The following is a 25,473-nucleotide window of genomic DNA, read 5'->3' as shown; positions in this document are numbered from 1 at the left end:
ATGTTATTCAACTTTATTAGCTTTATGATATAAATTTTGCCGGAAATTGAGTATTTTTTCTCAATTTATAGTTCTTATTTAGCTGATAAATCTAACTGTAGTCAGGTGTTTATCGTTCTTTTGAGCTATTGACACCTGAATTTTTGATCGCAATTTATCTTGCAGATTCTTAAAAAAGGTTATAAATTATTAAGTTATAGGGGAAAATAAAAATTGTAATTTCTAGAACAAAAATATTATACGTAATTCTACCGTAACTATTTAACTTTTAAATAGCTTACAAGATATATTTTGATTGATATAACTGGTTCTAGATAGAATACAGAACTGTCATTAATATCAGGCTATATTTTGTCTCAATATTTTTAGTATGAATTTTTGAATAAGGTGAAAAAATCAAAGTAATTCACTGAAATATATCATTAAATTATCGGAAATTAATAAACTGTAAAATCGCTCCAAAACTGTTAATTAAAATCAGCAAATCAACTTTAAGAAGATAATTATTCTGCTGTTTATTAAAGGTTGTTTGTTATGATGAGTATGGCGGAAAATCAGCATATCAGGAGCATTTACCACCAATATACACCCTGTAAGGAGTTTACCTGGCAATGCAAATAGAGAATTTAGTAACAGATGAAATTGCACAAAAATCAGCATGGGAAGCACTAGAAAAATCTATTCTCTATTATCGAGGGCGACCGATTGGTACAGTCGCAGCTTATGATAATTCTGTAGAAGCACTCAATTATGACCAGTGTTTTATTCGAGATTTTGTCTCTTCAGCACTAATTTTTCTAGCTAAAGGTAGAACAGATATTGTGCGTAACTTTTTGGAAGTAACTTTAAAGTTACAACCAAAAGAAAGGCAATTAGATGCTTATAAGCCAGGGAGAGGTTTAATTCCAGCCAGCTTTAAAGTTATTGTTGAGAACGGTGAAGAATATTTAGAAGCAGATTTTGGGGAACATGCGATCGCCAGAGTCACACCTGTTGATTCTTGTCTGTGGTGGATTATTTTGTTACGTGCTTATGTTGTAGCGACAAAAGATTTTTCTATAGCTTATCAACCAGAATTTCAAAATGGAATTCGGTTGATTATGGAAATTTGTTTGGCTAATCGTTTTGATATGTACCCAACTTTGTTAGTTCCAGACGGTGCTTGTATGATTGACCGTCGTATGGGTATATATGGCCATCCTCTAGAAATACAAGTTTTATTCTACACAGCACTCAGGGCAGCACGGGAGTTATTAGTTTGCCAAGGTAATCAAGATATTGTGATGGCGATTGATAATCGTTTACCACTTTTATGTGGACATATTCGCCAGCATTATTGGATAGATATTAATCGCTTAAATGCTATTTATCGCTTCAAAAGTGAAGAATATGGTAAAGCGGCGGTGAATCTATTTAACATTTATGTAGACTCGATTCCCTATTACGAATTAGATAAATGGCTACCTCGAAAAGGTGGTTATCTTGCAGGTAATGTCGGGCCATCGCAGTTAGATACTCGCTTTTTTGCCTTGGGTAACTTGATGGCGATAATTTCTGATTTAGCCACAGAAGAACAGTCACAAGCAATTATGACTTTAATTGATGAAAGATGGGACGATTTAGTAGGAGATATGCCGATGAAAATCTGTTTCCCAGCTATAGAAGATGAAGAGTACAGAATTGTAACTGGATGTGACCCCAAAAACATACCTTGGTCTTATCATAATGCTGGTAGCTGGCCTGTGTTGATGTGGATGTTAACAGCGGCAGCCGTTAAAACTAATAGAACCAGTTTGGCAAAAAAAGCGATCGCAATTGCAGAAGCCCGTATTGCTGAAGATGAATGGCCGGAATATTACGATGGTAAAAAAGGCAGATTAATTGGTAAACAAGCTAGAAAATATCAAACTTGGACAATTGCAGGTTTTTTATTAGCGAAAGAATTAGTTACAGATGCTTCTCATTTACCGCTAGTAAGTTTCGATAAGTTACCACCAGAGTTAGTATCAAGAGCTTGTGAGTTTGAAATTGGTAGTGTAGACCCTTTTAGCTCTTAATATTTATCTTCTCAAGAAGGTAATTATACTGCTTATAAAGTCAGAAAACTGTTCATAATTAACAATAAATAAAAAACCCTTTATAGCTAATAAAGGGTTTTTTATTTACTGATTTTTTATCACTCATAGCTTCAAGAAGATATCATATAAGAAAAGATAAAAGCAGTAATTTTAGTTTATTCAAATATTACTGGTTATGAAAATATGCTCATCATCAGTAAATATTACAACATAAGATAAAACTTTTTTTATAGCTAAATCAGAGTATTGTTCACTAGCAAATTCCAGATAGACTGGAAGTTTTTGTAATGTCAAGGAAGGAATTAGTGATAGTTGACAAGATTGAAAAACAAGCATGGCAATTACTAGAAGACGCAATTGTTTACTATCAAGGTCGTCCTATAGGTACTGTAGCGGCTAAAGATAGCTTAGAATTTCCACTAAACTATGACCATTGTTTTATCCGTGATTTTGCGGCTTCAGCCTTATTATTTCTCATTCAAGGTAGATATGATATTGTTCGTAATTTTCTAGAAGAAACATTAAAATTACAGCCGAAAAAACAACTATTGGATGCTTATACCCCAACTAAAGGTTTAATCCCAGCCAGCTTTAAAGTTGTATCAAATAATAACAAAGAATATTTAGAAGCAGATTTTGGTGAACATGCGATCGCCAGAGTCACACCTGTTGATTCTTGTCTCTGGTGGATCATTATATTACACGCTTATGTGAAGGCTACAAAAGATTTAAAGTTTGCTTTACAACCAGAGTTTCAAGAAGGAATTGCCTTAATTATGGAACTCTGTTTAGCAACTCGGTTTGATATGTCGCCAACACTATTAGTTCCAGATGGCGCTTGTATGATTCACCGTCGTCTCGGAATTTATGGTTATCCTTTAGAAATTCAAGCCTTATTTTATACAGCCTTACGTGCAGCACGTCAGCTATTAATTTGTGCGGGTGATGAAGATATTGTAATTGGGATTGATAACCGTTTACCTCTGTTGCAAAATCATATTCGTTATCATTATTGGATAGATATTAAGCGTTTAAATATTATTTATCGTTTTAAAGTTGAAGAATATGGACAAAGTGCAACTAATTTATTCAATATATATCCTGACTCAATTCCCTATGCTGATTTAGCAACTTGGTTGCCGAAAAATGGTGGTTATCTTGCAGGAAATGTTGGGCCTTCACAATTAGATACTCGTTTCTTTTCCTTAGGAAATTTGATGTCAATTATGACTTCTTTGGCTAGTGAACAGCAATCGCAAGCAATTATGAATCTGATTGAAGCACAATGGGAAGATTTAATTGGCACAATGCCGATGAAAATTTGTTTTCCAGCCTTAGAAAAAGCAGAATACAAAATTTTTACTGGCTGTGACCCAAAAAATATTCCTTGGTCTTATCATAATGCTGGTAATTGGCCTGTTTTGTTGTGGTTTCTCACAGCAGCATCTCAAAAAACAGGCAGAATAAATATGGCAAAAAATGCGATTGAACTAGCTCAAACCCGTCTTTTTGAAGATGAATGGCCAGAATATTATGATGGTGCTAGAGGAATGTTAATTGGTAGGGCTGCTAGAAGATATCAAACTTGGACAATTGCTGGTTTATTGTTAGCTAAAGAATTGATACGTAACCCTAGTAATTTAGAATTATGCAGTTTTGCAGAATTTGATGGTGAAAATGCTTCCCAAGCTTGTGATTTGTGATTTTTGATGCTTAAATTAACTGATGCTCGCCACAGCAAAACCGAAATTTATCCGAAATAATCGGATATACGTAGATAACCCTCTTCTGTCACTTTCCGGAATAAGCAAGTAGTTCAGAAAAGAAATTATCCAGAAGCATAACAGGGTTTAAATTGATTCATTGTAGCAATTAAATGATTGAATCCCAGTAACAAATCTGAATTGGGGAAAATACTTAACCAGGGATAAATCAACCAAAATAGTAAAAGTGCTTGGATAATAAGACGCAGATTATTTAAAGTATTCTTCCATCCAGATTCATGATTCCATTGTGGATGATTAGAAAAATCAACATTACTATTTTCTTGTGTTTTAGTCTCAATTTGACGAGATTGATTGAAGCCTAAGAAGACTGGAGAATTTAAACTAATCATTGTATAAACACTAAAAATAATCTCCCACCCTTCGGGTTCGCCAGTCACTACAACGGGGGTAACCCCCGCAACGCGCTGGCTCACCATCTCTCAATATGTTGGAAATTAGTGAAACGGCAATCTGTCCAACCCAATTCTTGTTTACACTGTCGAAAACCATATTCTACCCATGTCCTTAATCCATAGAGGTCGCCTAAAGTCTTCTTCAACTTCCCTTGCAAATTTGTGATCACGAAGGAGGTAGAATTTTTCGGCATAGTTTCTGGGTCAGTAGTTATTTCCCAGTAAGTTATGGCTCTTTTTTTACCATAAATTATTTCCCTAATGTATCTAGTTTCTGATTTTTGATTGCTAAATGTTCTGGTAAATTTACAGCACTTATTCGCTCTAACGCTTTGCCATGAAGGCAACCAGACTCCATGATTAGTTCTAATTGATACCACATAGCATAAGTTATATTCATCCAATTTTCTAATGAATTGGCTACTTTCACCATATAAACTATCAGCCAATACCAATTCAATATTGAAGCCTGATTCCATTAACTCTGTAATGAGCGATAGAAGAGGGATATTTGGTATTCTAATTAAGAGCATTGTCTTAAATTAAGATAGTATCAAAAAATAAAATTTGTCTATGAATATTGCTATCATTGGTTGTGGTTATGTCGGTTGTGCAGTGGCTAAATATTGGCAGCACAAGATGACTTTTATTGTTACCGCCACCACCACTACCCCCGAACGCATTCCAGAACTTCAAACTGTAGCACAAAAAGTTGTCATTGCTAAAGGAAACGATGCTGAAACAATGCAATCAGTTTTGCAAAATCAAGATGTAGTTTTGTTGAGTGTGGGGGCAAAAGGCGCAAATTTATATGAAGAAACTTATTTAGAAACTGCGAAAACTTTAGTGGCAATTTTGCCGCAATTACCTAATATTCGTCAAATTATCTACACGGGTAGTTATTCTGTATATGGCGATCGCAGTGGTGCTACAGTCGATGAAAATACTCCAGTAGAACCAACCCATACTTCAGGCATAATTCTGCACGAGACAGAAAAACTTTTACTTTCAGCCACTAGTGAGAAATTGCGCGTTTGCATTTTGCGCTTGGGCGGGATATATGGAAATAATCGAGAACTAATTAAAATATTTAGCCGTGCATCTGGTACAACCCGTCCAGGTAATGGCGAAGATATCACAAATTGGATTCATTTAGATGATATTGTCGGATCAATTGAGTTTGCCCGTCAACATCGCTTACATGGTATTTATAATTTGGTCGATGATGCACATTTAACCAGCCAAGAATTGCTAGATACTTTATTTGCGAAACACAATTTACCTACAGTGCAATGGGATATTTCCCAGAAAAGTAATCGCCCATATAATGCTAAAGTATCGAATCAAAAAATCAAAGATGCAGGATACAAACTGATTCATCCTCAAATGATTTTTTGAATTTAATTCATCTTACTCAGTGCTGAATTATCAAAGTTTGCTCAAAGCGGGGAACCCGCGCACGCAACTTCTCGCTGAGTGCTGAGTAAGAAAAAGAGTAATCAACACTTTCTCACTTCGTAAATTCCATATACTCAGCACTCAGCACTTTCAACTCAGCACTCTTTACAAAGGACGATAAACGCGATAGTTAATTTCTGGGAAGATATTATCCATGACTTCGATTTTTTCTAGCCAACCACTGTCAACTTTACCGATTTTGACATCTTCATAAAGTTTATTAAACCGCATCAGGTGCGATCGCGTCCGGCGGACTGCATAAGGAACCATTGTCCCTGTCCGCATAATAAATGCCCAGTCAGAAGATTGTGCTAATAACAGTTCTCTTGCTGCTTGGTTTAGCGCCCGCCATTGCAACTCATCAGCAGGTTCCAACTTCGAGATTTCAATCATCCGTTCTGCGGCTTTGTGCAGATGGGGATAAATCCAAGCATTTGTCTCATTTAACCAATATTCATGGAAACCTTTGTAACCCCAACTCGACTGAGAAGGACGGCAAACTTGCTGGCTGGGTTCTGCTCTGAGATAATCTGCCAAGTGAGTCATTTTATATGTACCTTGGTCGTACCATGACTTACGGAATAAATAGTCAATAAACCAAGGGCCTTCATACCACCAATGTCCGAATAACTCAGCATCGTAGGGCGAAACAATAATCGGTGGACGCTGCATAATCCCGTAAAGATGTTCAGCCTGCCGTTCGCGGTTATACATAAAGTTAGCAGCGTGTTCTGCGGCTTTTTCTCTTGCCCAGTAAGGATCATACAGTGCCTTATCTGATAACCCTAAACCGCGTCCGGTAATTTTATGGTATTTAATCCCCGTATTTTTGCGCTGACCATTGGGCATGATATAGGGTTTGATGTACTCATACTCTGCTTCCCAGCCCAAATCTTTGTAAAATTCTCGATATTCGGCTGCGCCAGGATAGCCCACTTCCGAAGACCATACCTGTTGTGAAGACTCATGGTCTCTACCAAAAGCTGCTACCCCTGTTTCGGTAAAAATCGGCGCATAGCTACCAAAACGCGGACGGGGACGGGCGTAGAGAATACCATGACCATCGGTGAGGAAGTAACGCAACCCAGCATCAGCCAGCATCCTCTCCAGCCCTTCATAGTAAGCGCATTCTGGCAACCAAATACCTTTAGGCGGACGACCAAAGGTTTGTTCGTAGTGTTCACAGGCTACTTGAATTTGCGCCCATACAGCTTGGGGATACATTTTCATCAATGGCAAGTAGCCGTGAGTCGCGCCACAAGTGATAATTTCTAAGTTATTGCTATCTTGGAATTGCTTAAAAGCAGTTACCAAATCACCTTTGTAGCGTTCCCACATTTCCCGCGCTTCGTTAAACTCGGTGGCGTAGTGTTCTGCTAAATAACGAATATGCCCATTGTTAACGTTATGCTCAATTTCTAGTTCTGTAAGTTCCTCTAATTTGGCTAAGTGAGCATCATAGCGTTCTTGCAGTAGGGGATCACGTAGCATTGACACCAAAGGTGGTGTCATACTCATGGTGATTTTAAAGTCGATGCCGTCTCGCTTTAAGCCTTCAAAGACTTTTAGTAAGGGAATATATGTTTCGGTAATGGCTTCATAAAGCCATTCTTCCTCCAGCACATAGTCACTTTCTGGGTGACGAACGAAGGGCAGGTGTGCATGAAGTACAAGCGCGACGTAGCCAATAGCCATAGTAATTTTGGGGTGATACTTGTAAATTTAAGGTGGAGGGGTTTAGCAGAAATTAACAATATTTTAAGACCTTCTGGGTATCGTCGTAGTCTGATTGTATTGAGAAAGTTGGCTGTGGCAAATGGGCAAATCAGGCAGAACGCTGAAATTAGAAGCAGAAATGAGAATGTGAAGAGTCTGTGTATCTGGTAAGACTTATGCACGAAGGTTATTTGTTGAGTATGGTTGTAAGGATTTTTAACATCTACACCCTTACTGCAACCCTAGATTTTGCGTATCACCGTGTAAGCCCCGTAGTATTACGTCTCAGCTCCTGGACTTCTTGAAGAAGTCCGGGATCTCTTAGTTCACAGATGATTTAGTCTTACCGTGAATTCTTTAGTTCTTTGAAACGAAAAACTCTAGTTTATCACTCAATTCAATAGTAATTGCTTGAAGTAAATTTCCTGAATAAAAGCACACTTAAGATAGAGGTATTTTCGTGATTTATACATATTTATACACCTATAAAACTATTGTCTTATGGGACATATAAACCGTGAAAATCCTGAATAAGGACTATTCATTTTTAGCTATTCCTAACATAAAAAAAATAATTGCTATACTGAAAAAATCTTGAAATAAATAGAAATTATTCAGCAAATTTCTAGACAGTTGCTGAGAGTTAAGTATGGGTAAGAGAACCCATTTAATGAGTTAACGAGTTAGACAAAAATAAAATTATGAAGTACATCAGCAGCTTTTTAAGCACGCTGTTTGTTGGTGTAGGCCTTTGTTCCTTACCTCAGTTTGCCGCGAATGCAGTGACTTTAGGCAATGGTGCGATCGCCTTTACTCAATCACCACGTTTAGTTAGTGCTAGTACACCACAAAATGAAACCAATGTATCTGATACAACATACTACTTTACAGTCAAAATACCAACTGCTGCCGGAGAATCATTGCAACAGGTGACTTTTACTCAAGTCTTAGGTACAGAAAGAATTGAATTTAATCCTAATGATACCGTTGCGTTTGTGGGTACACGCGATCGCCAAGGCAAAAATTTAGCAGTCAAATCTGTGGTTAGCAATGACAAACAAAATTTTACAGTCACCTTTGCTAACCCTGTACCACCAGACCAAACAGTAACCATTGGTTTGCGGACTTACCGTAATCCTTTTAATGATGGTGTCTATTTATTTGGTGTAAAAGGATTTCCCACCGGAAAGCAAACCATCGGTCAATTTCTCGGCGTAGGTCGTCTGCAATTTTATCAAGACACTTACTCTGAAGGATAGGAAGTGAGGATTAGGGAGTAGGGAATGGGAATTTTCTACTATTCCCTATTATCTTTTTCAGGTATAAGCCAACTAGCCTCTAGTCCCTAATCTCTCACTTCAACAAAAATAATTAACCCAACTGATTAAATAAATCAGCCAAAATTACATTAGAAAATAAAAATCCTTCTGGGTCAGTTAATTGCAACCTTCCTTCTGTAACTTTTACCCAACCTTTCTCAAGGTAAGGTTGCAAACATTGATAAATTTCCCCTATTTTCTCTTTGCCAAACTCTGCTTGTAAGCGAGAAACACTCACACCTTCAGCCAAGCGCAACCCCAACATTAAAGTTTCTAACAATACTTCGGCTGGTGGAGTTACTTCACAGTCAATTGTGCAACCAGCTTGCACCCATTGATAATATTCCTGAGTTTTGCGGGGGCGTGTGAAGCGTTTTTTTTGCTGTGTAACTTGCTGCGCCCATCCCAAAGCCATAATAATGGCGGTTTTCCCAATAAACTCGATTATGCTGACACTGGTGTCCAGGTCGGGCATAATTAGAAATTTCATAATGTTCATAACCTGCACCAGTCAATACTTGCTGTCCCATTTGGTACATTTTGACTGTGGTTTCATCTGTTGGTAGAGGATGATCTCCTGGTTTGTAGTAGCGATTAAAAGCTGTACCTGGTTCAATGGTTAAATCATAGATAGATATATGCGTCGGGTTGGTAGATACTGCTTTTGCTAAAGAATCAGACCATTGATCTAAAGACTGATGTGGCAACCCAGAAATTAAATCTAAACTAAATTCGGGAATCTCGACTTTGTGAATTAATTCGATAGCTGCAAAGATATCTTTAACTGAATGCGATCGCCCAGCTACTTTTAACAATTCTTCTTGAAAGGCTTGTACACCCAAACTCACCCGATTTACACCCAAACTCTGATAGCCAGAGATATGCGCTAAATCAAATGTACCTGGATCTACTTCCATTGAAATTTCGACTTGCGGCGCAATTCCAAAACGTTGTTCTAAAGCTTCTAGTATTTGTGCTAACTGCTTAGTTGATAGCAGTGAAGGAGTACCACCACCAAAAAAAAATTGTCTGCAAAGATTGACCAAAACTAGGCGTATTGGCAATTTCTTGACATAACACCTCTACGTAATGGGAGATTGTACCAGATGTTTCACCCCGCAAGCGATCGCCCACGACAGACACAGGGAAATCGCAATAAAAGCACCGTCGTCTGCAAAAAGGAATATGTACATAAGCAGAACTGACAATGCTAGAAATAGCAAATTTTGTGTTCATTTCCAGCAATAATTACTTAACAAAGCATTACAAATTGCCCAAATAAGAAGTTTGTTTATGGTTTTTTATCGTTTTACAACAAAACCATGCAAAATATTAAAATAAAGCTCTTTAGTTATAATATTTGCAGATATTCCCTGCTTCAGCCCTTAGTCTAAGTCAATATTCATTATTGGCTTTTAGCGATGAAATCAAAAACATTTGATTTTATCGGGTAAAACAATTGCAGGAAAACAACACAACCATGCTTGATGCCATTATTATTCTCTCATTCATTTTGGCAGCAGCAGGCATAGGTTTCTACAGCACCGATCTGCTACCAGATGGCACGCTAGATCGAGTGACCAACCTAGAAGCTTTACGCCTCACAGTTGCCGTCTTTGCCGCTATTATTGGCGGTGCAGTTGGACTGAGTTTCCAGACGACTTATCGTCGCCTAGAGTCACAAGTCCGCGAAATGCCACTGGAAGTTATATTAACGCGTGCCATAGGATTAGTCATTGGCTTACTACTGGCAAACTTAATGCTGGCTCCGTTATTTTTGCTACCTATACCGCCAGATTTTAGTTTTATCAAACCCTTGGTGGCAGTTGTTGGTAGTATTATTTTAGCCGTTACTGGCATGAATTTGGCAGATACCCACGGGCGAGGATTACTGCGATTAATTAATCCGAATACTGTGGAAACAATGGTAGCAGAAGGTACATTAAAGCCTGCCAATACCAAAGTTTTAGATACTAGCTGTATAATTGATGGTCGTATTGAAGCACTACTAGAAACAGGGTTTTTAGAAGGGCCAATCATCGTGCCACAATTTGTTTTACAGGAATTGCAGCAAGTAGCTGATGCCAGTAAAGACCAAAAGCGGGTGCGAGGAAGACGCGGTTTAGAGATTCTGAACCGGATTAAAGAAGCTTACCCAGAACGCATTTTAATTAACCCCATCGACTACGATGATATTGCCACCGTAGACGCGAAATTAGTCCGCTTTGCCCAAGAAATCAACGCGACATTGCTAACCAACGACTACAACTTGTCGAAAGTAGCCAGCGTACAGAAAGTACCTGTATTAAACGTCAACGATTTAGTTAACGCCGTCCGTCCGACTTATTTACCAGGCGATAACCTCGACCTCAAAATTCTCAAAGAAGGCAAAGAACCAAGTCAAGGTATTGGCTATTTAGATGACGGCACAATGGTTGTCGTTGAAGAAGGTAGCGGTTATGTAGGGGGTGAACTGCGCGTAGTCGTCACCAGCGCCTTGCAAACCTCAGCCGGACGCATGATTTTTGCCAAACCCCAAGCTTCAGCATTAGCGTGAGGGAAATGTCTGGTTCAATCACAATTAAATCATGCACAAGTAATGCGATCGGTGTAGCAAACCTGCACCGATTATTTTTTTATTCATAATTTCGCTCATAATTTTTTGTGAAAAGTATCTCTATGAAACGCATACTGATTATCTTTAAATTTTGCATTATTTTATGTATGGTAAAACTCTACTATCGTGGGATGATGGCGCAAAATGGCAAACCCAAAATAGGTCGAAGTGCAAGACTATTAGGAATTAGACCAGGCATTGATATAAACATTGAGCAAATGCCTATAGGTTATCTTGATGAGCAAGGCTATTTGTTAGCAGAGTCAGAACGTGAGGTTAAAGGAGAGCTTGTTACTGTCGCTATCAAAGATACAAAGGGAATGTCTGTTTCTTTATCCATTGAAGCTTTACCAGCTTTTCGTAAACCCCCTCAATTTGGTGGAACTGGAAAAGATTCTCTGTGGCAAATTGATGATAGTAATATCACTGGAGACTTACAAGCTATTCAAGATAGTCCAACCCACGTTAGCATTGTACCGAGAGTTACAATGTCTTTAGAAAGGTACGAATTATCATTAGCAAACACCAAAAACTATTGGCAGAGAGTAGATTAAAACTATGAAAATAGGAAGCTAAAAACATGGCATGGATATTTAGTTTATCAGCAGAATGTGGTTCTGATGAAAGCACTGCTCATAAATTTGCTCAACATTTTATAGGGCAAATATTTATACTCTCAAATGGTAGTTCATGCCTATGTCACGTAGACACCTTTCAAGATATAGAAAGCAATTGGTGGTGTCGGGTTTACCCAAATAATATTAGTGAAGTAGGAATCAATAGCCCAGAAAGTGCTTATTTAATGACAGAGTTAGGTATTTTACTTTACCAAAAACTACGCCTTGCTCCTCCATTTCGTTATGCTTTAGTGGGTGTAGAAGTTGATGAATTTAGAACATATAGTGAATTAATTGAAGACTTGCCTAATTTATCTATTCCTGGATTAGTTTTATCGCAAATAATTGAACAGGAAGTAGCAACATTACCTATTTTCAGACAATTTAGCTCTGGTTATATTTGGCAACCTTATCAGGGAGAAATTTATAATCCTCTAATGGTATCTCCAGAGTTAAAAACCAAACTTGATGAACTTTTTGTTATAAGTTGAATTTCAGCTTTGATTTATCAAATAAAGAATGATTCGTAAACTTCTTTCGTTAAGCGAAACGGTAAATCTCGTACTTTTTCTTCAATCTCCTCATAAGAAAGCCCGGATTGTAGAGCAGATGCGGACAATGCTTTATGCTGCTGTAACTAATTTAGAATCCTATCTAAAGCATCTATTAACCCTGACATAAGACGTAAACACTCATAGCAAAATTAGCTTTAAGTGTAACTTTACTTTCTACTCCCTATCCTTTGCGTCTATGCGGTTCCAATAAAAAACAGCCACCTTCAAAAAGTAGCTGTTTTCATATATTTATGCAAACTAATTTTGCTGATTTAACCAAACTTCCAAATCAGCAACTTCCGAAAAATCTAATAAAGCCTCTCCTAATTCTTCTAATTGTTCAGCCGATAAATTACGAACCCTCTCCAGTAATGGTGTATTGATATCTCCAAAACGGCGTTTTAGCTGACGGCTAATTAGTTTAAATGCTTCCTTCTGAACAATATCTTGATAAATTACAGAATCTTTCATGATATCTTCCCGTAATAATTGACGAATCAAATCTTTTTCAAACCGCAAACCCGCCAAAATTTCTACGCAACCAGCAATATTTTGTCGTTCTTCTCTATCCGAGATTGTAGCGACTTGAATTTCTCTAAAAAATATCTTTATACAGCACCTTGGCGAATCATTTCAAAACCATATACATAGATATCAGCAACTTTATAGCGTTTCTCTTTTTCTCGCCATTCAATAATGCCAATTTCACTTAGAAAAGACGCAAATTCTTCAAAATCTGCTATATCATGAGCTGATTCTTTCCATACTGTTTGTAACTGTTCTTTAGATAAGAAGGCTAATTTCCCCTTCAAGGAATCAAAAAACTTAGTCAAGTCAGGATATTCCTCTTTAATTTCTTCACACCGCTTTTCAGATGCTTTTTTCAAACCATATTCTAAGGATTTTCCTTGAAGTAGGCGGTCTGTACGAAATTTGCTTGATGATTGTCCCTTATAGGTTAGTTCATGTTCCTTTGCCCCTTTAAGTAATATACTTAAACTTCGAGGAAAAGTAGTACCACTTGAGTCTGTTAATCGCTCATATACCCATCGAGATACATTTTTAGCTCTGTTTCCACCTCGGCGACGACTTCCCCAAAGTATTTCTAAAGCTTTATCAATCGCCTCTTCAGTAGCTTGATCAATACTTTCAAAAGCAACAGGCGATATTCTGTCAACCAAATTCTTGAAATCTTCAGATTGTATTGCTTGACGAAGTGCTAATCGAAGAAAGTCAATCATAGTCCACTGTAAGATAATATCTCGTCCAGTAAAATGACTTTTATTGTCGAAACTTAAACGATTCCATATATCTTCTCTTAAGAAGATTTTAAATCTAATTTCTGTTAACCTATTAGCATCACAAGATTGAACTAATTGAAATAAGCCAGTGAGTGCTTGTTGCCTTACTCCGCCTACTTCAGGAAAATCTTCATCTAAATCATCGTAAAGAAACCACATTTTTTGAGAATTACTTTTGGCTGCTTCATTCAGATGAATATCTATGGCATCTTTAACTATAAGCCTGAGTTCAGAGTTAATAGACAATAATACCAGAGCTTGAGTGGATTCAGACTGCCATCTTTCTGTAGGTAAATTATTAATAATTTTTTTCAGGTCACTAAACTTTGTACCTTTCTTACCTTTAGGAAAAGTAAATAAATTTTCCTGATGACATCTAAGCAGTAAATAGGCTCTCCAAAAAGCTTCCCATGTGCCACTATTTTGCTGCAAATTTTGATGGATAATCTGGAATTCATCACGAGATGGGCGACTTTTTTTGGAATCTACCATGTGCTGACAAAAAGATAGTTTTGTCCAAACGCCCGTGAGCTAGTTTCTGAGCAACACTTTTGTGTTGTAAAAAAAGCCAATAAAGGGCGGTTTTACCTGTACCTTTTCTCCCTCTAATTAGGCAGGTTGTATCATCTAAAAATCTTTCAAAATCAGTAGTACGCTGAAATAGTAGGTTTAAATCTTGTCTTTGATCAGCAGCATTGACTTCAGGAAAATGCAGACTTTCAATAATTTTCCATCGCTGATCTATTGTATTTAAAACATTACTGCGTTTAAGTTCGTCAGTTTTTTCATCAATTAAATTAGCAATTTTTGTATAGTAATCTTGTGTACCTTGTACAGGATAACTATCAGCTAAAGCAATTGGCAAAAGATAAGGTATTACTAAAAGTTTTTCTATTGGAGGTTGAACATTATCTAAATCTTGCTCATCTTCATCTGTTTCATAATTTTCATCTGTTGCTGTATTTATTTTGTTGAGCAGTGATTTCCAAATTTGTTTTACTTTAGATAAACCAATAGGGGTAACATCAGGAACTAAAGAAAAAACAAAGTTAATTGATAGTTTCTTCAAACCTTGAAGTGATTGTATTAACAGTTCTATTCCTTGTTTATTTTGCTCATTAGGAAAGAGAAATATAATTGCTTCATCAGCTGCTTGAATTAATGATAAAGCTCCCCATTGATTGATTCCCGTTCTTGAATCAATTAACAGAATATCTGGTTTTAGTTGTTCGTAAATTTCATTTTTGAAAATTGACCAAAGACTATGTTGCCCATCAATAATAGTAGTAGCATGAAGATCATCAACCTTAGAAACATAATCAAGATTAAGAGAACCAGCAGGAACAACAAATAATCTTCCGGTAGCATTAGAGAGCCTCACTTCACCAAATATTTCAGCAATTGAAATACTTGGTTCTACTCCTTGTGGTAAATAGGAACGCTCATAAAAATAGTCAACAATTCCATATTCAGGTTGTGGTTTAAGGTTGAATGCTGTACTTAAACCAGGTGCTTCTAAATCTAAATCAACTGCTACTACTTTAAGACCACGCATCGCCAAAATCGACGCAACATGAGTTAATGCAGTAGTTCGACCTACTCCTCCTTTAAAAGAATAAAATGTCACTGTTCTGGGTATTTGAGGTTCATTTTGGAGAATTTGAAGTTGATTATGCGGATTTGCTGCTTGAATTGCTAAATCATGCCAAGTTTGTAGTGAAGCTATATTAGAAGCCTGTGGTGCTGAAAGATTGAGTGAATCTGCTTCTTGAGGTGTATATAAGGAAATAAATCCAGGAGATAAACGAGGAACTTGTGATTTAAGTAAGCTATAAATTTGTTCTTTGCGTTGAAAAATAGATAAATTAATAAAGCTATCACTTACAATAGTTATATTTAATAAACCTGATGTAGAAATATTAAAATCAACCCATTCTTGTGAATTACGCACATACTGGTTGATAAGTTCTTGCTTGAGCGAAATCTGCCAATTTTCCTGCATTTGACCACCTTTTTAAAGTTGAGTAGTTTGCTTCTGTAACCATCCTTTGAGACTTCGATAGGCTTTTAACCAGCGTTTATAACTTTCATCATCAGGCTCAAGGCCAGAATAACGCATATCTATAAAATTTTGACTATTTGGATTTTCAACTTCATCAAGCCACTTTCGCACTTCAGGAAAATTAGCAATTCTAGATTTAAGTCGATTATGCCGATTTAATGCTTCTATGTAACTATGTCCTGGATTGGTAATAGTATGCCCAGGATTAGTAGAATCCGTCTTCCATTCCTGAGTTGTACCCTTTGGTAAGGTTGCAAAAATCATTGCTTTTAATAAACACTCAATAGTTACACCTCCAAAGTGCATAGCGGCTACTTTTCTTCCAGACTGACATAGTGTTTCAGTATCTAGGTGACGGTGCATGAAAGCGGCTTGGTAATCTTCCATTCTTAGTAAACTAGAGTTAAAGTTTGACCAGTATATTATTAAATAGCAATTTTTTTTAAATTATTAATTCGTTATTTTATTGTTTAAAGCACCTAAAACTTGACATAAAAAAAACAGCCGCCTCCACGAGGGAAGCAGCTGTTTTTTATTTATGTGACTACAGAATATTAGTAATCGAAGTCACCGCCACCCATACCAGCACCAGCAGCAGGTGCAGCATCTTTGGGTTCTGGTTTGTCAACAACGATGCACTCGGTTGTTAACACCATACCCGCGATGGAAGCAGCGTTTTGCAGTGCAGAACGGGTTACTTTAGCGGGGTCAACGATACCAGCAGCTAACATATCTACAAATTCGTTGCTTGCAGCGTTGAAACCAATGTTGAATTCTTTCTCTTTAACGCGTTCAGCAATTACAGCACCATTCTGACCTGCGTTTTCAGCAATTCTCTTCAGAGGTGCGGGTAATGCACGAGCGACAATTAAAGCACCAGTCAACTCTTCACCTGTGAGCTTGCCGTTTGCCCACTCTTCCAATTGAGGAGCGAGGTGAGCGAGGGTTGTACCACCACCAGGAACGATACCTTCTTCTACCGCAGCTTTGGTAGCGTTGATAGCGTCTTCTAGGCGCAGTTTCTTGTCTTTCATTTCGGTTTCGGTGGCTGCACCAACTTTGACTACAGCTACACCGCCAGCCAATTTAGCCAGACGCTCTTGTAATTTTTCTTTGTCGTAGGAAGATTCGGTTTCTTCCATTTGACGGCGAATTTGTTCGATGCGAGCTTTAACGCCAGCTTCGTTACCTTCAGCAACAACTGTGGTGTTGTCTTTGGTGATGGTGATGCGGCGAGCTTTACCTAAACCATCTAGCTTGGTGTTTTCTAGCTTCAGACCAGCATCTTCGGTGATAACTTGACCACCGGTGAGGATAGCGATGTCTTCTAGCATAGCTTTGCGGCGATCGCCAAATCCAGGAGCTTTCACAGCAGCTACGTTTAATACACCACGCAGGCGGTTAACAACCAAGGTTGCTAAAGCTTCTTTTTCAATATCTTCAGCAATAATTACCAAGGGTTTGCCTTGACGTGCAACTTGCTCAAGCACGGGTACTAAATCTTGTACCAAAGCAATTTTCTTATCGGTTAGCAGGATGAAAGGATCATCGAATACTGCTTCCATCCGCTCAGGATCGGTTGCGAAGTAAGGAGAGATGTAGCCTTTGTCAAAGCGCATCCCTTCGGTGATTTCCAATTCGGTGGTCATGGATTTTCCTTCTTCCAAGGAAATTACACCTTCTTTACCCACCTTATCCATTGCTTGGGCAATCATCTGACCGACTTCATCGTCGTTACCGGCAGAGATAGAACCAACTTGAGCAATAGCTTTGGAATCTTCTACAGGACGAGCGTGTTCAGCAATTTTATCTACCAAGAAGTTGGTAGCTTTATCAATACCGCGCTTCAGCAGGATGGCGTTAGCGCCAGCTGCTACGTTCCGCAAGCCTTCTTTAACGATCGCATGAGCCAATACGGTCGCGGTTGTGGTACCATCACCCGCAGCGTCGTTGGTTTTAGAAGCAGCTTGACGAATCAAAGATACGCCAGTGTTTTCAACGTGGTCTTCTAATTCAATTTCTTTAGCGATAGTCACACCGTCATTCACGATTTGCGGTGCGCCAAATTTCTTCTCTAGAACTACGTTACGACCTTTGGGGCCGAGGGTTACAGCTACAGCCTCAGCTAAGATGTCCATGCCTCGCTCTAGGGCGCGACGTGCGTTTTCGTTGTAAATAATGCGCTTTGCCATAGTTGTTTAGCTTTTAGTTACTCAGTTGTCAGTTTTCTGTCAGATTTGACTAGGCAACGATTGCTAGAATGTCTTTTTCAGACAACAGCACATATTCGTCGGTGCCGAGTTTCACGTCGGTGCCAGCGTACTTGGAGTACAATACTTTGTCTCCAACTTTGACTTCTAATTCTTGACGGCTACCGTCATCGTTACGTTTGCCAGCACCAAGAGCAACAACTTCCCCTACTTGGGGCTTTTCTTTGGCGGTGTCAGGCAAATATAGACCACCAGCGGTCTTTTCTTCTGATGCGCTTACTTTGACAAAAACGCGATCGCCTAAAGGTTTAACTGTAGATACGCTTAAAGATACAGCTGCCATAAAAATTTCTCCAGAGTTAGCACTCTCAACTCCTGAGTGCTAATTTACCGAAGGAAAGCCTGCAATGGCAACATTTTGTGATGTACGGGTTTCCGAACTCTGGGAAGAAGGCAGAAGGCAGGAGGCAGAAGGCAGACGTAATACACTTCTGTCTTGCTTTTTTCTCTTCCCTACACCCCTAAACCCCTCTTTTACCCACTCCCTACTCCCCACTCCCCAACCTTCAGTAATCGGAAGTTCACTTAAGTATTAGTACCTAATTAGGTTTAATTTTCTGATTTCCATCCGTAAGTTACGAATATTTTTATATGGTCAACTTTATTTGCAAAGCTTGGAAATTGTTATAGAACAGTAAACAGGGAGCCACAAATGAGTAACAATACCAAGATTCAACAACTATCACATCAACCAAACCATTAAATATGTAGACCACAAGAAAACCTTAAGTAATTGTGTAAAAATTTTAGGAATTGCCAAAAATCAGCGACATATTTTTATGTATGCTGACCACACAGTTGCTAACTATGGTTAACAGCAAGTTAGTTGGTAGTTTTGGGAAAGCTTAAATCAGCTAATCAAGAACTTAAACTTGGTTAAAAGCTATAAAAGTTTACCCCCCTGCATCTTGACAATTCAAGACAATTGCTTGCCACTTTGTTGTTCTAGACAGATAATGGTTTTCTGCTCGGATGGTGGTGTCTGGTATCGCCAAGCAAATTTGCAAGTTACTGAGAGGATCATCCAAACATACTTGATCGGCATAATGGTGGTAGAAGAATTTGCATTTTTAACCCATCTTTGCCGGAAATTCCCCTACTTGCTTGTTAACATCTGATAAGGCTTCACATCCGCAGGATATAGTAAAGCAGTAAGCTGATGAAAGTGCAGGTTGTTATAAAGCTGGGGTCATCGCAAGCCAATACTTACTAGTGAATGGCAGATGATTATTATTCAATCAGTGTTTTTTCACCCGTACCTTTCAAAGCGATATATAATAGCGCATTATAATTACTACTGCTCTACGTATCCTTACCGGACTTTTGCCAATGAGCTAGTGGTCTTAAATAAGGTGAGAACCGCTTTTGAGACTTCGAGGACGCAAAGGCAAGTTAAGTGGGAAAAAAGACAACATCTCGATAAATCCACCATTATTAAGGATAACCATTCAAGACCTTGATGGATCGAAGCGCGACAAGTGCCACTGCTATGAAAGAGCCCAGCATGAAAGATCACAAACGCCTTCTACTAATTGATGACGACCCTAACCTCATCTTGCTGGTAAAGGATTACTTGGAATTTCGAGGATATGAAGTCGTCACTGCTGAAAATGGACGCGAAGCTCTGGAAATTCTAGAGCATGACGTTCCAGATATGATCATCTGTGACGTAATGATGCCGGAAATGGACGGTTACACTTTTGTGGAACAAGTCCGGCAAAACGAACGCACTAGTTGGATTCCTGTTTTATTCCTATCAGCCAAGGGACAAAGTGCAGACCGAGTGAAAGGTTTAAATAAAGGCGCTGACGTATATATGGTCAAGCCTTTTGAGCCAGAAGAACTCGTAGCACAAGTAGAATCTTCGCTGAAGCAAACTATCCGTTGGAAGGAACACCAAGCCAAAGGCGGGGAAAACGGTTCTCGGATTCAAGTTCCTTTTGATGTGCAGCTAACTCCGACTGAACTGAAAGTAGTACAGTTTGTAGCTAGGGGTTTAGCGAACCGAGAAATTGCTGAAGAATTAAATGTTAGTCAGCGTACTGTTGAAAGTCATGTGTCCAATATGTTGGGCAAAACCAATCTCCATAACCGCACTGAATTAGCGCGGTGGGCGATTGAAAATCAAATGGCTTAAAAGGCTTTCAGCATTCAGCCGTCAGCTTTTTACTGTTTCACTGACTGCTGATAGCTGAAAGCTGGTACATCAGCTAGTACTCATGAAAGAGAGACTAGAGACTAAGGACTAGAGGCTGGAGACAAAAGAGCAGTATTTTTACTCAGCATTTAGCACTTAGTACTCAGCACTTTTTTCTGTTCGGCACAACTGCTTTTCAAAAGTTAAATAAAAAAGCAGCTAAATTCTGATAAAACGCGCCAATCTCAGCAATAGCGCACCCCATTGAACAATCAGTCATCCCAAGAGTAAGTGACTTCAGCAATTATTACTGGCTAATAGTTGAAAGTACAGCACAAATGGCATGATTGCATCTACCCTCCTTGGGGTAATCTTAGATTGGGATCGGCTTTGCATCAGTGCTAAGACATAACAAAAATGCGGAAATGGTGAATCCTGCAAGCAATCCACTGCATCACTTTACCCAAAGATTAAAAGCGATCGCTCTAACATCATACAGGCGATCGCTTTTAATTTGAATAAACGTGATTCTCGCACCGAAGCACAGGTTTTATAAAGTTTGACACCACTTGGCATTTGTGAATTTATTTCATCATTGTGGGAAAACTAAAACCAGAATTTGTCAAGATTATGGTGATAAAATCATGACTTCAGTAAGTATTTCTGGATATAAAGTCAGCGAAGAACTCTACCAAGGTTCGAGAACAAGAGTTTATCGAGGATATCGAGAAACCGATCAAAAACCTGTAGTGATTAAGCTGCTGAGAAATGCTTATCCTAGTTTCCATGAACTCTTGTCGTTTCGCAACCAGTACACTATCGCCAAAAATCTCAACTCACCTCTAATTATCCAAATTTTTAGCCTCGAACCCTTCCAAAATGGCTATATGTTAGTAATGGAAGACTTTGGCGGGATTTCTCTGAAAAATTATTTCGCTAACTATGTAACATCTCTACATGAATTTTTGCAAATAGCAGTAGCACTCTGCAACACATTAGATATACTCTACCGCGAGCGCATTATTCATAAAGATATTAAACCCGCCAATATATTAATTAATCCCGCAACCAAGCAAGTTAAATTAATCGACTTTAGTATTGCCTCTTTATTACCACGAGAAACACAAACTCTAGTTAATCCCAATGTTTTAGAAGGGACATTAGCTTACATTTCTCCCGAACAAACAGGGAGAATGAATCGCGGTATTGATTATCGTACAGACTTCTATTCCCTGGGTGTCACTTTTTATGAATTACTCACAAAAGAACTACCTTTTGCGTCAAATGACCCAATGGAATTAGTGCATTGTCACCTGGCTCAAACAGCACCATTAGTACATGAGATTAATTCCGAAATTCCTGTGGTCATTTCTAGAATTCTCAGCAAATTAATGGCGAAAAATGCTGAAGATAGATATCAAAGTGCATTGGGATTGAAATACGATTTGGAAAATTGTTTAGCACAACTGCAAAAAACTGGTAAGATTGAGAGTTTTGAAATAGCAACAAGGGATGTGTGCGATCGCTTCCTGATTCCTGATAAAATCTATGGACGAAAAGCTGAAGTTCAAACTCTGCTGCAAGCATTTGATAGAGTAAGTTTTGGTGCAACTGAAATGATGCTCGTTGCTGGGTTTTCTGGAATTGGTAAAACTGCGGTTGTCAATGAAGTGCATAAACCAATTGTCAGACAACGCGGCTATTTTATCAAAGGCAAATATGACCAATTTGGGCGCAACATTCCCTTCAGTGCTTTTGTACAAGCATTCCGGGATTTGATGGAGCAATTATTAACAGAAAGTGATGTCCAAATTCACCAATGGAAAAATAAAATATTAGAGGCTGTTGGCGAAAATGGGCAAGTCATTATTGAAGTAATTCCCGAACTTTCAAGAATTATTGGCGAACAACCACCAGCAATAGAGTTATCAGGAACAGCAGCAGAAAATCGCTTTAATTTATTATTCCAAAAATTTACCCAAGTCTTTACCAGTGAATCACATCCCTTAGTAGTATTTTTAGATGACTTGCAATGGGCAGATTCGGCATCGCTGAAGTTAATGCAGCTATTAATGGCTGATACAAGTCATCTTTTCATCATTGGTGCGTACCGTGATAACGAAGTTAATCCAACACATCCATTGATGTTGACTTTAAATGAAATCACTAAATCACAAGCAAAGATTAATACGATTACTTTAGCACCATTGAGTCAAGTACAAGTAAATAAATTAGTGGCTGACACACTCAAATGTTCAGAAGATGTGGCGTGGCATCTTTCTGTATTGATTTATCAAAAAACTAAAGGAAATCCATTTTTTGCCACACAATTTCTCAAAGCATTACATCAAGATGGATTAATTCAATTTGACTTTGAAATCGGCTGTTGGCAATGCAATTTATCAGAAGTGACGGCTCAAGCAGTTACAGATGACGTTGTAACTTTTATGAGTTGGCAACTGCAAAAATTACCGCACTCAACACAAGATGTCTTGCAGTTAGCTGCTTGTATTGGTAACTCTTTTGATTTAGCAACTTTGGCAATTGTTTCGCAGCAATCAGAAATTGAGACAGCAGCGGCTTTATGGAAAGCTTTGCAAGAAGGGTTGATTTTACCAATTGGTGATATCTATAAGTTTTATGTCGGGCAAGAAAATCAAGCACGTACATCGGAAAATCAACTGATTGTTACATACAAATTCTTACATGACCGAGTACAGCAAGCAGCTTATTCTCTGATTCCTGATGACCAAAAACAGACGACTCACTACCAAATTGGACAACTGCTGCTAAAACAGATTTCTGCACAAGCAAGAGAAGACCGGATTTTTGAAATCGTCAACCAATTAAATTACGGCACAGCTTTAATTAGCGAACAAACTCAACGCGATGAACTAGCACAACTGAATCTGATTGCATCTCGCAAAGCCAAAAATTCCACCGCTTATCAAGCAGCACGTGAATATGCCACAGTAGGATTGTCTTTACTAGGACAAAATACTTGGCAGCAGCAGTATGAAATGACCCTCGCCTTGCATGAATTAGCGGCAGAAGTAGCACTGCTAAATGGTAATTTTGAGGCGATGGAACAGTTTATTGATACTGTCATTGAACAGGCACATTCTTTATTAGAAAAGGTTAATGTTTATTGCATTAGAATTCAATCTCAGATTTTTCAAAGTAAATTGACTTGTGCGATCGCACTTGCTCAACCAGTCTTACAACAGCTTGGTGTTACTTTTCCTGAAACACCCACACCATCAGACCTGCAACAAGAAATCCAAGAGATTCAGGAACTTATTGGAAATAGGCAAATTGCCGATTTAGTTAACTTGCCACAGATGCGAAATGCCGAAAAACTCGCTATTCTGAAGATTGCCAATATCATCAGCCCAGCAGCTTACTTCACTGGCTCACTGTTGTACTCATTGCTGAATACTTTGTCCGTTAAACTCTCGATTCAGTACGGTAACACATCGATTTCTACTTTCGGCTATGCGAACTATGGCAATATTCTCTGCAATTTCTTCCAAGTCATAGATACAGGAACGCAGTTTGGTTCTCTGGCACTCCAGATTATCTCAAAACTCGATGCCAAAGCAAGTAAAACAGATGTTTTGATGATTTTGGGGTTGTTTATTGTACACCGCAAATCTCACATTCAAGAAACACTACCCCTGTTGCAAGAGGGTTACACCAGTGCCTTAGAATTTGGCAACCTAGCACTTGCTGGGTACAATGGACACAGTTTTTGTCTCAATTCTTTTTGGTGCAGTGAATCCTTGGCTACCTTAGAGCAGGATATCAACGCCTACTGCCATAGTTTGATGCAAATAAATCAATTGACAACCGCAAATTATTGTCGGATTTATTGGCAACCAGTTTTAAATCTGCTGGGTGTTGGAGAACATACCACATTTTTGTCTGGAAAAGCCCTTGAAGAAACAGAATTTCTCCAACAGCTACAGTCTGCCAATGATGGATATGGATTGTATATTTTCCATTTATATAAATTAATGCTTTGTTTCTTATTTGGAGAAATTGAGCCTGCGAAAAATCATGCTATTAAAGTCAGGCGCTATTTTATGGCTGGTGCGGGATTAGTCACCGAACCAGTATTTTATCTTTATGATTCGCTGCTGACTTTGGCACCATTGAATCCACAGTTAGATGCAACATCAGCAGCATTGCAGAGTGTTACAGAAAACCAAACTCTTTTACAGCAATGGGCACATCATGCACATATCAATTACCAGCATAAGGTGGATTTGGTAGAGGCAGAAAAATACCGAGTATTAGGCAAGAATTATGAAGCAGGGGATTATTACGATCGCGCTATTTCGCTTGCTAAAGCCAACGGCTATATCCAAGAAGAAGCCTTAGCTAACGAACTGGCAGCTAAATTTTATCTTGACTGGGGTAAAGCCAAAGTTGCCGCCGGCTATATGCAAGAAGCTTACTATTGTTACGCCAAATGGGGTGCAAAAGCCAAAGTTGCCGATTTAGAAAAACGCTATCCCCAATTACTTGTCCCCATTACAGCAAAAGGCTGAAAAATATCAGCACTAGTTTACGTACTTTTTCTCGTGGCGATCGCGATTACAAAGTCTTGTTTAATATCCACGAAGGTATTGATAGCACTATTCTCATTCTCAAACATCGTCTCAAGGCAAATGAACAACGTCCGGCGATTGAAGTTGTCACAAACTACAGCAATTTACCGCAAGTTGAATGTTTTTCCGGACAATTGAATCAGGTATTTATGAATATTCTTGCTAATGCTATTCATGCTTTAGAAGAGTCGAATATTGGACGAAGTTTTGAAGATATTCAAGCCAATCCCAACCGTATTACTATTAGCACTTCCATAATAGATAATCTCGTGCAAATTGCCATTACTGATAATGGTAAAGGGATAAGTGAAGCAGTCAAATCAAAAATATTTGACCATTTATTTACTACTAAGGGAGTCGGTAAAGGTACGGGCTTAGGATTAGCGAGCGCCCGGCAAATTGTCGAAGAAAAACACTGCGGTAAAATCACAGTCAATTCTATTCTGGGAGAAGGAACAGAATTTATCATTCAACTACCAGTGTAAATTTTTACGTCACTATAGAGTGCAGTTGATCGTTTGGGAATACTAAATCAAGACATTGTGAAGATTT

15 protein-coding genes and 3 pseudogenes are annotated in these 25,473 nt (G+C 38.4%); 9 read left to right on the top strand and 9 right to left on the bottom strand.

Translation table 11 applies throughout. The features are described from left to right. Positions 1-611 precede the first annotated feature (611 nt). Together ACX27_RS23535 and ACX27_RS23530 are read left to right on the top strand one after the other, a co-directional pair. Entirely contained in the window at positions 612-2,057 is a 1,446-nt protein-coding gene (locus tag ACX27_RS23535) for a glycoside hydrolase 100 family protein (RefSeq protein WP_062295970.1), read from the top strand. Between the two features lie 308 nt (positions 2,058-2,365). Continuing rightward, the gene (locus tag ACX27_RS23530; RefSeq protein ID WP_062295969.1) at positions 2,366-3,781 is read left to right on the top strand and encodes a glycoside hydrolase 100 family protein; all 1,416 of its coding nucleotides are present in this window, start codon (positions 2,366-2,368) and stop codon (positions 3,779-3,781) included. Between the two features lie 125 nt (positions 3,782-3,906). Here the strand turns inward: ACX27_RS23530 and ACX27_RS31180 are convergent. Beyond that, positions 3,907-4,751, bottom strand: a pseudogene (locus ACX27_RS31180) (transposase); the annotation flags it as partial. Between the two features lie 79 nt (positions 4,752-4,830). On the opposite strand from ACX27_RS31180, the gene ACX27_RS23520 reads away from it, so the two are divergent. Continuing rightward, on the top strand, positions 4,831-5,655 hold the full coding sequence (locus ACX27_RS23520; RefSeq protein WP_062295966.1) for an NAD-dependent epimerase/dehydratase family protein: 825 nt from the start codon (positions 4,831-4,833) through the stop codon (positions 5,653-5,655). A 165-nt stretch (positions 5,656-5,820) separates the two neighbouring features. On the opposite strand, the gene ACX27_RS23515 is transcribed toward ACX27_RS23520, so the two are convergent. Continuing rightward, positions 5,821-7,410, bottom strand: coding sequence for a glycoside hydrolase family 57 protein (locus ACX27_RS23515; RefSeq protein WP_062295964.1), 1,590 nt, complete (start codon positions 7,408-7,410; stop codon positions 5,821-5,823). 722 nt (positions 7,411-8,132) lie between these two features. Here ACX27_RS23515 and ACX27_RS23510 point away from each other — a divergent pair. Further along, positions 8,133-8,690, top strand: a complete 558-nt coding sequence (locus ACX27_RS23510; RefSeq protein ID WP_235526338.1) for a DUF2808 domain-containing protein — start codon at positions 8,133-8,135, stop codon at positions 8,688-8,690. Positions 8,691-8,802: 112 nt separating this feature from the next. Here the strand turns inward: ACX27_RS23510 and hemW are convergent. Then, positions 8,803-9,986 (bottom strand): annotated as a pseudogene (gene hemW, locus ACX27_RS23505) (radical SAM family heme chaperone HemW). 244 nt (positions 9,987-10,230) lie between these two features. Here hemW and ACX27_RS23500 point away from each other — a divergent pair. The 3 genes from ACX27_RS23500 (at position 10,231) to ACX27_RS23490 (ending at position 12,475) form a co-directional block, all read left to right on the top strand. Continuing rightward, positions 10,231-11,307 carry a PIN/TRAM domain-containing protein gene (locus ACX27_RS23500; RefSeq protein WP_062295962.1) on the top strand — a complete coding sequence of 359 codons (1,077 nt, stop codon included), beginning with the start codon at positions 10,231-10,233 and terminating at the stop codon, positions 11,305-11,307. A gap of 167 nt (positions 11,308-11,474) precedes the next feature. Further along, the gene (locus ACX27_RS31175) at positions 11,475-11,921 is read left to right on the top strand and encodes a Tse2 family ADP-ribosyltransferase toxin (protein ID WP_083468931.1); all 447 of its coding nucleotides are present in this window, start codon (positions 11,475-11,477) and stop codon (positions 11,919-11,921) included. A 26-nt stretch (positions 11,922-11,947) separates the two neighbouring features. Then, on the top strand, positions 11,948-12,475 hold the full coding sequence (locus ACX27_RS23490) for a hypothetical protein (RefSeq protein WP_062295960.1): 528 nt from the start codon (positions 11,948-11,950) through the stop codon (positions 12,473-12,475). A 321-nt stretch (positions 12,476-12,796) separates the two neighbouring features. On the opposite strand, the gene ACX27_RS23485 is transcribed toward ACX27_RS23490, so the two are convergent. The 6 genes from ACX27_RS23485 to groES all read right to left on the bottom strand — a co-directional run bounded on the left by ACX27_RS23485 (position 12,797) and on the right by groES (position 18,454). Continuing rightward, positions 12,797-13,066, bottom strand: a complete 270-nt coding sequence (locus tag ACX27_RS23485) for a DUF4351 domain-containing protein (protein WP_418006454.1) — start codon at positions 13,064-13,066, stop codon at positions 12,797-12,799. Between the two features lie 80 nt (positions 13,067-13,146). Continuing rightward, positions 13,147-14,331: a P-loop ATPase, Sll1717 family gene (locus ACX27_RS34280; RefSeq protein ID WP_235526337.1), complete on the bottom strand. Its 1,185-nt coding sequence runs from the start codon at positions 14,329-14,331 to the stop codon at positions 13,147-13,149. Continuing rightward, the gene (locus ACX27_RS34275) at positions 14,297-15,841 is read right to left on the bottom strand and encodes a KGGVGR-motif variant AAA ATPase (protein ID WP_235526336.1); all 1,545 of its coding nucleotides are present in this window, start codon (positions 15,839-15,841) and stop codon (positions 14,297-14,299) included. The genes ACX27_RS34280 and ACX27_RS34275 overlap by 35 nt, the downstream gene beginning before the upstream one ends. Positions 15,842-15,853: 12 nt before the next feature. After that, positions 15,854-16,288, bottom strand: coding sequence for a hypothetical protein (locus tag ACX27_RS23475; RefSeq protein WP_062295958.1), 435 nt, complete (start codon positions 16,286-16,288; stop codon positions 15,854-15,856). Positions 16,289-16,455: 167 nt separating this feature from the next. Beyond that, on the bottom strand, positions 16,456-18,093 hold the full coding sequence (gene groL / locus ACX27_RS23470; RefSeq protein WP_062295956.1) for a chaperonin GroEL: 1,638 nt from the start codon (positions 18,091-18,093) through the stop codon (positions 16,456-16,458). A gap of 49 nt (positions 18,094-18,142) precedes the next feature. Then, the gene (gene groES / locus ACX27_RS23465; RefSeq protein ID WP_062295954.1) at positions 18,143-18,454 is read right to left on the bottom strand and encodes a co-chaperone GroES; all 312 of its coding nucleotides are present in this window, start codon (positions 18,452-18,454) and stop codon (positions 18,143-18,145) included. 1,176 nt (positions 18,455-19,630) lie between these two features. Between groES and ACX27_RS23460 the strand changes: the two genes are divergently transcribed. Together ACX27_RS23460 and ACX27_RS23455 are read left to right on the top strand one after the other, a co-directional pair. After that, complete coding sequence (locus ACX27_RS23460; protein WP_015113911.1) at positions 19,631-20,308, top strand: response regulator transcription factor; 678 nt, start codon at positions 19,631-19,633, stop codon at positions 20,306-20,308. A gap of 644 nt (positions 20,309-20,952) precedes the next feature. After that, positions 20,953-25,406 (top strand): annotated as a pseudogene (locus tag ACX27_RS23455) (trifunctional serine/threonine-protein kinase/ATP-binding protein/sensor histidine kinase). The last annotated feature ends 67 nt before the right edge of the window (positions 25,407-25,473 follow it).

This window comes from Nostoc piscinale CENA21, assembly GCF_001298445.1.
Classification (GTDB): domain Bacteria; phylum Cyanobacteriota; class Cyanobacteriia; order Cyanobacteriales; family Nostocaceae; genus Nostoc_B; species Nostoc_B piscinale_A.
This window is presented reverse-complemented; position numbering and strand designations above follow the sequence as displayed.